This window comes from Methylobacterium oxalidis (genome assembly GCF_007992195.1).
Taxonomy (GTDB): domain Bacteria; phylum Pseudomonadota; class Alphaproteobacteria; order Rhizobiales; family Beijerinckiaceae; genus Methylobacterium; species Methylobacterium oxalidis.
On sequence record NZ_BJZU01000163.1, the window covers coordinates 1 to 7,871 of the forward strand.

A 7,871-nucleotide genomic window follows, 5' to 3' on the forward strand; every position below is an offset into this window, starting at 1 on the left:
AAGGGGCGGCGGCGCTATCCCCCGGTCATCGGCGGGAAGAAGGCGATCTCGGCCGCGCCCGCGAGGGGGGCGTCGGGCTTGGCGTGGACCCGGTCGATCGCCGCGCGCACCACGCCCGCGTTCTCGAAGGCGTAGGCGTACTCCTCGCCGCGCCCCCTCAGCCACGCGATCAGGTCGGCGACGGTGGCCACGCCCGCGGGCAGCTCGACGCTCTCCTCGGGCTTGCCGACGCGCTCGCGCACCCAGGCGAAATAGACGAGCTTCACCACAGCGTTCCTCCGGCCTCAGCGCGGATCGTCGATCACGTGCTTGATCCCGGCCCTCATGTAGTCCCAGCCGGTCCAGATCGTGAGGGCCGCCGCGACCCAGAGCAGCGCGAGGCCGATCGCGATCGTGCCGGGCAGCACCGTCTCGCCCGCCGGCCCCGCCACGAGGAAGCCGATGGCCAGGAGCTGCACCGTGGTCTTCCACTTCGCGATGCGGCTCACCGGCACGCTCACCTTCAGCTCGGCGAGGTACTCGCGCAGGCCCGAGACCAGCACCTCCCGGCACAGGATCACGATGGCCGCCCACAGGTGCCAGCCGGCGACCGTGTGGTCGGCGGCCAGCATCAGCAGGCAGGCGGCCACGAGGAGCTTGTCGGCGATCGGGTCGAGCATCCGCCCGAGCGCCGAGCTCTGGGCGTAGGTGCGCGCCACGTAGCCGTCGAGATAGTCGGTGATGGCCGCGAGCACGAACACCGCGAAGGCCGCGAAGCGGGCGCCCACCTCGTCCGGCCAGTAGAGCAGGCCCACCATGACGGGCACCGCGGCGAGGCGGCCGTAGGTGAGGCAGTTCGCGAGCGTCCAAGCCTGCGACCGACGTCGGGGGAGGACGGCGTTCATCGGCGCGGTGAAATCACGGGGCGGTGAACGCGTCAACCGCCCGTTCCCGTCCCCGGTCTCCGGCCCGGCCCGCTGCCCGGAATCCACCGGGTCAGGCGCCGGCATGGAAGAAGTCGTAGACCGCCCGCGCCGTGGCGGCGTTGACCCCCGGCGTCCGGGCGAGGTCCTCCAGCGCCGCGCGCTGGATCGCCTTCACGGTCCCGAAATGGTGGAGGAGCGCGCGCTTGCGGGTCGGGCCGATGCCGGCGATCTCGTCCAGCGGGTTGCGCACCATCTCGCGCTTGCGCTTCGCCCGGTGGCTGCCGATGGCGAAGCGGTGGGCCTCGTCGCGCAGGCGCTGCACGAAGTAGAGGGTCGGGTCCCGCGGCGGCAGCCTGAAGGGCGGCCGGCCCGGCACGAAGAAGGTCTCGCGGCCCGCGTCCCGGTCGCGGCCCTTGGCGACGCCGACGAGGGGCACGCCGGTGACGCCGACCGCCTCCAGCGCCCCCCGCGCCGCGTCGAGCTGGCCCTTGCCGCCGTCGATCAGCACGAGGTCGGGCCAGGCCGGGAAGGCGTCGGACTCGGCCTGCGGCTCGGGCACGGGCTCGGGCGGCCCGCCCTCGAGGGCGGCCAGGGCCGCCTCGTTGGCGGTGCGCGGCGCCTCCTTGACGAGGCGCTTGAAGCGGCGCTGCAGCACCTCGCGCATCATCCCGTAATCGTCGCCCGGGCTCAGCTCCTCCGACTTGATGTTGAAGGTGCGGTAGTGGGGCTTCATGAAGCCGGTCGGCCCGGCCACGATCATGCCGCCGACCGCGTTCGTGCCCATGATGTGGGAATTGTCGTAGACCTCGATGCGGCGGGGCGCCCGCTCCAGCCCGAAGGCCTGGCCCAGCGCGGCGAGGAGCTTGCCCTGCGAGGCCGTGTCGGCGAGCCGCCGCGCCAGCGCCTCCTTGGCGTTGCGGCGGGCGTAGTCCACGAGGTTCTTCCGCTCGCCCCGCTGGGGCTGGTGGATCTCGACCCGGTGCTCGGTGCGGCTCGACAGGGCGGCGGCCACGAGCTCCGCGTCCTCGATGGCGTGGCTCGTCAGCACGATCCGCGGCGCCGGCTTGTCGTCGTAGAACTGGCCGATGAAGGAGCCCAGCACCTCGTCCGGCGTCATGGTTCGGTCGGCCTTGGGGAAGTAGGCCCGGTTGCCCCAGTTCTGGAAGTTCCGGAAGAAGAACACCTCGATGCAGAACTGGCCGGCCTGCTCGTCGAGGGCGAAGACGTCGGCCTCCTCGACCCCCTGCGTGTTGACCCCCTGCGTGCCCTGGATCGCGGAGAGCGCCGCGATGCGGTCGCGGAAGCGGGCCGCGCGCTCGAATTCGAGCGCCTCGGAGGCCGCCTCCATCTCGGCGCGCATGCGGTCCTTCACGGCGTTCGACTTGCCGGCCAGGAAGGCGTTGGCCGCGTCGGCGAGCCCCCGGTACTCGTCGAGGGGGATCTCGCCCGTGCAGGGGCCCGAGCAGCGCTTGATCTGGAAGAGCAGGCAGGGCCGCGTGCGGTTCTCGTAGTAGCTGTCCGAGCAGGTCCGCAGCAGGAAGGCGCGCTGGAGCGCGTTGACAGTGCGGTTGACCGCCCAGACGCTGGCGAAGGGCCCGTAATACTGGCCCTTGCGGCGGCGCGCGCCCCGGTGCTTGACGATCTGCGGCGCCTCGGAATCGCCCGTGACGAGGATGTAGGGGAAGGACTTGTCGTCCCGCATCAGCACGTTGAAGCGGGGCTTGAGCTGCTTGATGAGGTTCGCCTCGAGGAGCAGCGCCTCGGTCTCGGTGGCGGTGGTGACGAACTCCATCGCCGCCGTCTGCGAGATCATGCGCGCGATGCGGTTCGAGTGCGCCTGGCCGCGCGCGTAGGAGCCCACCCGGGCCTTCAGGTTCTTGGCCTTGCCGACGTAGAGGACGTCGCCCTTGTGGTCGAACATCCGGTAGACGCCGGGCGAGGTCGGCAGCGTCGTCCAGAACCGGCGGATCACCTCGGTGCCGGCCGTGACGGCGCCGGGCTCGAAGTCGAAGTCGATCTCGGGGGATTCGTCGAGGGGGGCGGCGTCGGAGAAATCCTCCGGCCCCTCGCCGTCGTCGAACGTGTCGGGAGGAACGTCTGTCCGGGCTCTGCGGCTCATGCCGCAGATGTAAGGCCCGCCGATTCGCGTGGGAAGGGGCGGGCCGCCCCGCTCAGTCGAACAGGGCGTCGATGTCGGTCTGGTCGACGTGGCCGATGTCCTCGGCGAGCTTCGGCCCGTTGAGGAGCGAGGATTCGTCGTCGATGTCCGGGCCGTTGTCCTGCAGGCTCGCGAAGTCGCGGAAGCTGTCGAGGCCGCTCCAGGCCTCGATCACCCGGTCGAGATGGTCCTCGACGAACTTGAGCACGCCGCAGATCTTGCTGATGCGCTGGCCGGTCAGGTCCTGGAAGTTGCACGCCTCGTAGGCGACGATGACCTTCTCCAGGATGACGTCGACGTTCTCCTGCCCCGCCTTGCCGAGGGAGGCGCGCAGCATGTTGGCGTTGGTCTCGATGTCCTCGATGGCGCCGAGCAGCGAGGAGGTGGCGCGCTCGGTCGATTCCACCACCGCGTCGAGCTCGTCGGCGGCGCGCCGCATGCCCTTGCCGGAATGCTCGGAGCGGTGGAGCGCGGCGATCTCCTGCTTGGTGCGGGTGATCGCGTCCTTCATCAGGTCGAGCTCGCCCCGCATCGAGAAGGCTTCGGAGAGCTCGCGGCGGCAGGCGTCGATGGTCTCGCTGGTGCTGGCCTGGGTGATGCGGCGCAGGTCCTGGATCGCCGAGAGGATCTCGTCGAGGCGGGCGCCCTGGGCGGCGGGCACCTCGGCCGGGGCCGCGGCCGGCATCTGCGGCGCCAATCCGAGGATGTCTTCGATGCGGTAGCGCTTGGTGGTCATCGTCTCGGATCAACCGGCATGAGGGACGATGGCGAAAGTGACGGAAACTGGTTGCCACTTGCTGAATGGCCGCCGCCGGATCCTCACTTTTACGCGGCGTTGAGGATGCTGGAGATCGGGGCGCGGACAACGCCTCTTGCGTGAACGATTCACCACGTTTCTTCACCGGATTCGACGCGGCCTTCGCGAAACCTTGCTCGGGACTGGCCCACTGGGCCGCGGAGCTCGGGGCTGGAAGGGGGCGGGGATGCGTGAGGCGTGGTGCGTGGCGGCGGCTCTGGCCGCCCTGGGTTGCGGCGCGGGCTCGGCGAGCCCGGCTCTCGCGCAGGCGCGCGGCTACCAGCAGCACGCGGCGGCCGGGAGCTACGGCGGCGGCTTCATCGAGTTCCTGATGACGGGCGAGACGCCGCGCCCGCGGGCCCTGCGCCAGAGCCCGGTCGGCGCGCCCGGGCCGGCCCTGCCGGGGCACCCCGCGGCCTACGGCTACGGCGGTCCCGGCAGCCCGCGCCTGCAATCGGGCGACCCCGTGCCGCCGGGCTACGCCGAGCCGGCCCGCGTCGCGGCGGTGCCGGGGCCGGGCGGGTCCGACGAGCCGCGGGTGGCCCGCGCCCTCGACCCGCAATTCGCCCGGCAGGTCGTGCCCTATTCCGGCCCGCAGCGGCCGGGCACGATCATCGTGGATACGCCCGCGCGCTTCCTCTACCTCGTGCAGCCGGGCGGGCAGGCGATCCGCTACGGGATCGGCGTCGGCCGGCCGGGCTTCACCTGGGCGGGCCTGAAGACGATCACCCAGAAGCGGGAATGGCCGGACTGGACGCCGCCGCCCGAGATGCTGCGGCGCCGGCCCGACCTGCCGCGGCACATGGAGGGCGGCCCCGAGAACCCGCTCGGCGCCCGCGCGCTCTATCTCGGCTCCTCGCTCTACCGCATCCACGGCACCAACGAGCCGCACACGATCGGCCAGTCGGTCTCCTCGGGCTGCATCCGGATGATGAACGAGGACGTGGTCGACCTCTACGAGCGCACCAGCGTCGGCACACGGGTGGAGGTGCTGTAGCGGGCGCCGGTCGGCGGGCCGCCCGGATCGGCGGCCGCGCTGTCCGGGCGCCCCTCGGAACGCCGGCGCACCGGCCTCATCGGGTGGCCCCGACTTGCCGAGCGACGGCCTCGACGAACATCTCGGTCTCGACGAGGCGGCGCACGATCTCCTCCGTCGTAGGGAGCGGCTCCGACGTGAGCGGATCGTCGACCGGGTAGCGGAAGGCAGTCGCCCAAGGAGTCAGGTCCGAGAGGCGACTCGCCGGCGCGTGAAGAGGATGGGTGGTCGGGATGAGCCGGGCCAGTGCGACGAGATCGTGCCCGGCACCCCTGCCGCGCGGATATCGGATGCCGTCCGCCACGAGAAGCGCCTTGGCGGCTTTCTCGACGGCCTGATGCACGTGGAAGGCGGCGTCCTCCAGTTCCGGAGGGTCGGCGAGGAGACGTCGCGCGGACCGCGCGTCCTGGCGCGCCTTCTCGATCCAATCGCCGGGATCCGAGGCCCCGCTCATGGCCGCGGGCCCGCGGCCTCATCGAACAGGACGATACCCTCCCGCGCCACGTCGTGCGCCAGGGCATTCACGTCGAGACGCTTGGCCTCGTACACGCTCCTGCGCATCGGAACCACATGGATCGGCAACCCGAGGTCCCGCACCGCCCGCCACATCGCGCCCGGCGTGTAGATACCGGGAGGGATGTCGTCGTTCAGGAGGACGCACAGGTCCCAGTCGCTGTCGTGGTCGTGGTCACCGCGCGCACGGCTGCCGAACAGGATCACGCGCTCGACCGGAGCCAGAGCACGAAGACGCTCCACCGCCGCGTCGAGCGACGGAGAGAGCCCGCCCTGGGTCATTCGATCGCTCACGCCGGAACCATACCGCAAGCTCGGGCAGCCTGCATCCGCGCACCGAGGCTGCGGCCGGCGGCCCCAGTAGGTCGAGGACGGAGCGCCCGCCGTCCGGCGTCGTGGAGGCGCGCGACCTCCTGGGCATCAGGCCGGGCGATCGACGTCGGCTGCCTTCAGGACGCTGGCCGGCTCGAGACCCAGCGCCTCCGCAATGGCCCCCGCGATCAAGACGTGGTGGCTTCTCGCCCCGTCGAGGTGGTTCTCCTCCACGACGCCGGCGGCGATGCGCAGCAGAAGCACCGGCACGGGCTCACTATTGTCGTAGATCAGGCTGCCGTGCGCGAGCGGCACCGCTTTCGCCAGGTTGCCGAAGGCGCGGATAGCGGCGCCTGATGACCTCCTCGGGGATGTGGAGCCCACCCCGGCTGACCCTCTCGGCCACGCGGCGCACGTTCAGATCCACGCTGAGCAGCGCTACGAAGACGACGCCGACCTCGTAGCCTGCATCGCGCGCCCGCCGCATCAGGGCGATTGCGTGATGGCTGCTGAGCGTGGTCTCGTAGACGACGTTCTTGCGCGCCTTCAGCAGCGCGTCCAGGCGTCGGATCGTCCGCTTCGCCGCCTGCGCGTCGCCGAGCCCTGAGGCCCGCGCGATCAGGTCGGCGTTGACGAACTCGCCGTCCGGACCGAGTCGTTCGAAGAGGCTGGACTTCCCCGACCCGTTCGGGCCGGCGAGGATCGTGCAGGCGGGGACGTGGCCGTCCTCAGGGGCGGGGGCCGAAGCTCTCGACGACGACGTCCTCGTCCCCCACTCTCACGAGGCGGTGGCGCGTGCCGTCCGGCATCTCCCGGATGATGCCCTCGCCCAGGGAGGGGTCCGTGAAGGCCGGCACACCGGCCCGCCTCGCTTCCGCGATGGCGCGCTCGCCGAGCTGCCGGATCGCGGCCGCGTTCTCGCGGGCCTTCTCGAACAGCATCATGCCGCGCCTCCATCCTCGGATGACGGCCTCTCTCCGGGCGCGACCGGCCGCCAGTCCGTTCGCCCATGCCCCTCGCTGCCGCGGTCGAGATCCGATCCCGCCGCGGACCGCGGTCCGTCCGCGCGCGCCTGCACGGCGCCGACACGCGAAGGCCCGGCCCCGCCTGTTCGGCGGGGCCGGGCCCCGAGCCTCGCGGCTCGTGCGCTTGGTGCGCGGGCGCGCGACCGGGATCAGACCCAGTCGCTGTCGTCGCCGCCGCCCATGTCCCCGTCGAAGTCGCCGCCGGGGTCGTTGTCGAAGGAGGCGTCCTGGAAGTCGCCGCCGCTGCCGCCGAGCGCCGCGCCGAGATCCTCCGTCCCGCCCGCGGCCGGGGCGCCGAGGCCCGCCGCCGCGGCGCTGCCGAGCTGCGAGTGGCCGCCCGCGAAGGCGTTCGAGAGGGCGCTGCCGAGCAGCATGCCGCCCGCCGCGCCCGCCGCCATCGGCAAGGCGGTGGCGAGGAAGCCGCCGCCGCGGCCCGGCGCCTGCTGCGGCTGGCCGGCCCAGGGGCCGCCCTGCTGCTGCGGGTAGCCCTGCGGCGGGCCGCCGTAGCCGCCCTGGTTGCCCCAGGGCTGGCCGCCCGGCCGCTGCTGGTACTGCGGCGGGTATGGCTGCGGCTCCGGCTGGCGCTGGCCGCCGCCGAAGATGCTCGAGAGGAAGCCGCCCCCGCCGCCCTGCGGCTGCGCCTGCTGCTGGCGGCGCGCCTCCTCGAGCTGCTCGTTCAGGCTCTTGATCGCCTCTTCCTGCACGTAGATGAGCTGCGCCATGGCGTAGGGCGCGTAGGGCTGGGCCCGGATCTTGTCCGCGATGAAGCGCTCGGCGTCGGCGTCCCGGGGCTGGCTCGCCGCCTGCTCCAGGCGCTGGAAGATGCCGGTGATGACGTCGCGTTCTTCGCTGTTCATGGAGTCGTCCTCCTACAGGCAAGCGGGAGGCTGTCTGCACTCCGCGCGGGCGAGGACGACATGGGTAGCGGTGGGGCGTTTTGTCAGGGGGCCGCCCGCAAACTTCGCCGTGATGTTCGGCCGCGGCGGATTGTGCGCGGGCGCCGGGATGAAAACCGGAGCGCGGCCGCGAGCCGCCTTGGGCTGGGCCCGAAACAGGAGAAGCCCGGCCGCGAGGCCGGGCTTCCGAAGGCTGGCGGCGGCCTAGGGGACCGCCTGATCGGGCCAGC

General features: G+C 72.1%; 11 protein-coding genes. 1 reads left to right on the top strand and 10 read right to left on the bottom strand.

What is annotated here, in order from left to right:
- Positions 1-14: 14 nt before the first annotated feature.
- From moaD to MOX02_RS27590, 4 genes are all read right to left on the bottom strand, one after another.
- Positions 15-266 (bottom strand): molybdopterin converting factor subunit 1, encoded by a 252-nt coding sequence (moaD, locus tag MOX02_RS27575; RefSeq protein WP_147028997.1) that lies wholly within the window; start codon positions 264-266, stop codon positions 15-17.
- An 18-nt stretch (positions 267-284) separates the two neighbouring features.
- Positions 285-884 (bottom strand): CDP-diacylglycerol--glycerol-3-phosphate 3-phosphatidyltransferase, encoded by a 600-nt coding sequence (gene pgsA, locus MOX02_RS27580; RefSeq protein ID WP_147028998.1) that lies wholly within the window; start codon positions 882-884, stop codon positions 285-287.
- Positions 885-975: 91 nt separating this feature from the next.
- Positions 976-3,024, bottom strand: coding sequence for an excinuclease ABC subunit UvrC (uvrC, locus tag MOX02_RS27585; RefSeq protein WP_147028999.1), 2,049 nt, complete (start codon positions 3,022-3,024; stop codon positions 976-978).
- Positions 3,025-3,076: 52 nt separating this feature from the next.
- Complete coding sequence (locus tag MOX02_RS27590) at positions 3,077-3,799, bottom strand: chemotaxis protein (protein ID WP_147029000.1); 723 nt, start codon at positions 3,797-3,799, stop codon at positions 3,077-3,079.
- A gap of 247 nt (positions 3,800-4,046) precedes the next feature.
- Between MOX02_RS27590 and MOX02_RS27595 the strand changes: the two genes are divergently transcribed.
- Positions 4,047-4,856 carry a L,D-transpeptidase gene (locus MOX02_RS27595; RefSeq protein ID WP_147029001.1) on the top strand — a complete coding sequence of 270 codons (810 nt, stop codon included), beginning with the start codon at positions 4,047-4,049 and terminating at the stop codon, positions 4,854-4,856.
- Positions 4,857-4,932: 76 nt separating this feature from the next.
- Here the strand turns inward: MOX02_RS27595 and MOX02_RS27600 are convergent, their stop codons facing one another.
- The 6 genes from MOX02_RS27600 to MOX02_RS27625 all read right to left on the bottom strand — a co-directional run bounded on the left by MOX02_RS27600 (position 4,933) and on the right by MOX02_RS27625 (position 7,602).
- Entirely contained in the window at positions 4,933-5,349 is a 417-nt protein-coding gene (locus tag MOX02_RS27600) for a HEPN domain-containing protein (RefSeq protein ID WP_147029002.1), read from the bottom strand.
- Positions 5,346-5,690: a nucleotidyltransferase domain-containing protein gene (locus tag MOX02_RS27605; RefSeq protein WP_147029003.1), complete on the bottom strand. Its 345-nt coding sequence runs from the start codon at positions 5,688-5,690 to the stop codon at positions 5,346-5,348. The genes MOX02_RS27600 and MOX02_RS27605 overlap by 4 nt, the downstream gene beginning before the upstream one ends.
- A 138-nt stretch (positions 5,691-5,828) precedes the next feature.
- Positions 5,829-6,035 (bottom strand): hypothetical protein, encoded by a 207-nt coding sequence (locus MOX02_RS27610; RefSeq protein WP_147029004.1) that lies wholly within the window; start codon positions 6,033-6,035, stop codon positions 5,829-5,831.
- The gene (locus MOX02_RS33040) at positions 5,998-6,423 is read right to left on the bottom strand and encodes an ATPase (protein ID WP_147029007.1); all 426 of its coding nucleotides are present in this window, start codon (positions 6,421-6,423) and stop codon (positions 5,998-6,000) included. The genes MOX02_RS27610 and MOX02_RS33040 overlap by 38 nt, the downstream gene beginning before the upstream one ends.
- A gap of 25 nt (positions 6,424-6,448) precedes the next feature.
- Positions 6,449-6,664 carry a hypothetical protein gene (locus MOX02_RS27620; protein WP_147029005.1) on the bottom strand — a complete coding sequence of 72 codons (216 nt, stop codon included), beginning with the start codon at positions 6,662-6,664 and terminating at the stop codon, positions 6,449-6,451.
- Positions 6,665-6,894: 230 nt separating this feature from the next.
- A complete protein-coding gene (locus MOX02_RS27625; RefSeq protein ID WP_147029006.1) occupies positions 6,895-7,602 on the bottom strand; it encodes a DUF2076 domain-containing protein in 708 nt (235 codons plus the stop codon).
- Positions 7,603-7,871 lie beyond the last annotated feature (269 nt).

Bases quoted from the DNA above. Each gene is read 5' to 3' on its own strand.
- uvrC (WP_147028999.1), bottom strand. From the start codon at position 3,024: ATGAGCCGCAGAGCCCGGACAGACGTTCCTCCCGACACGTTCGACGAC.
- MOX02_RS27620 (WP_147029005.1), bottom strand. From the start codon at position 6,664: ATGATGCTGTTCGAGAAGGCCCGCGAGAACGCGGCCGCGATCCGGCAG.
- MOX02_RS27605 (WP_147029003.1), bottom strand. From the start codon at position 5,690: ATGACCCAGGGCGGGCTCTCTCCGTCGCTCGACGCGGCGGTGGAGCGT.
- MOX02_RS27590 (WP_147029000.1), bottom strand. From the start codon at position 3,799: ATGACCACCAAGCGCTACCGCATCGAAGACATCCTCGGATTGGCGCCG.
- MOX02_RS27625 (WP_147029006.1), bottom strand. From the start codon at position 7,602: ATGAACAGCGAAGAACGCGACGTCATCACCGGCATCTTCCAGCGCCTG.
- MOX02_RS27600 (WP_147029002.1), bottom strand. From the start codon at position 5,349: ATGAGCGGGGCCTCGGATCCCGGCGATTGGATCGAGAAGGCGCGCCAG.
- MOX02_RS27595 (WP_147029001.1), top strand. From the start codon at position 4,047: ATGCGTGAGGCGTGGTGCGTGGCGGCGGCTCTGGCCGCCCTGGGTTGC.
- pgsA (WP_147028998.1), bottom strand. From the start codon at position 884: ATGAACGCCGTCCTCCCCCGACGTCGGTCGCAGGCTTGGACGCTCGCG.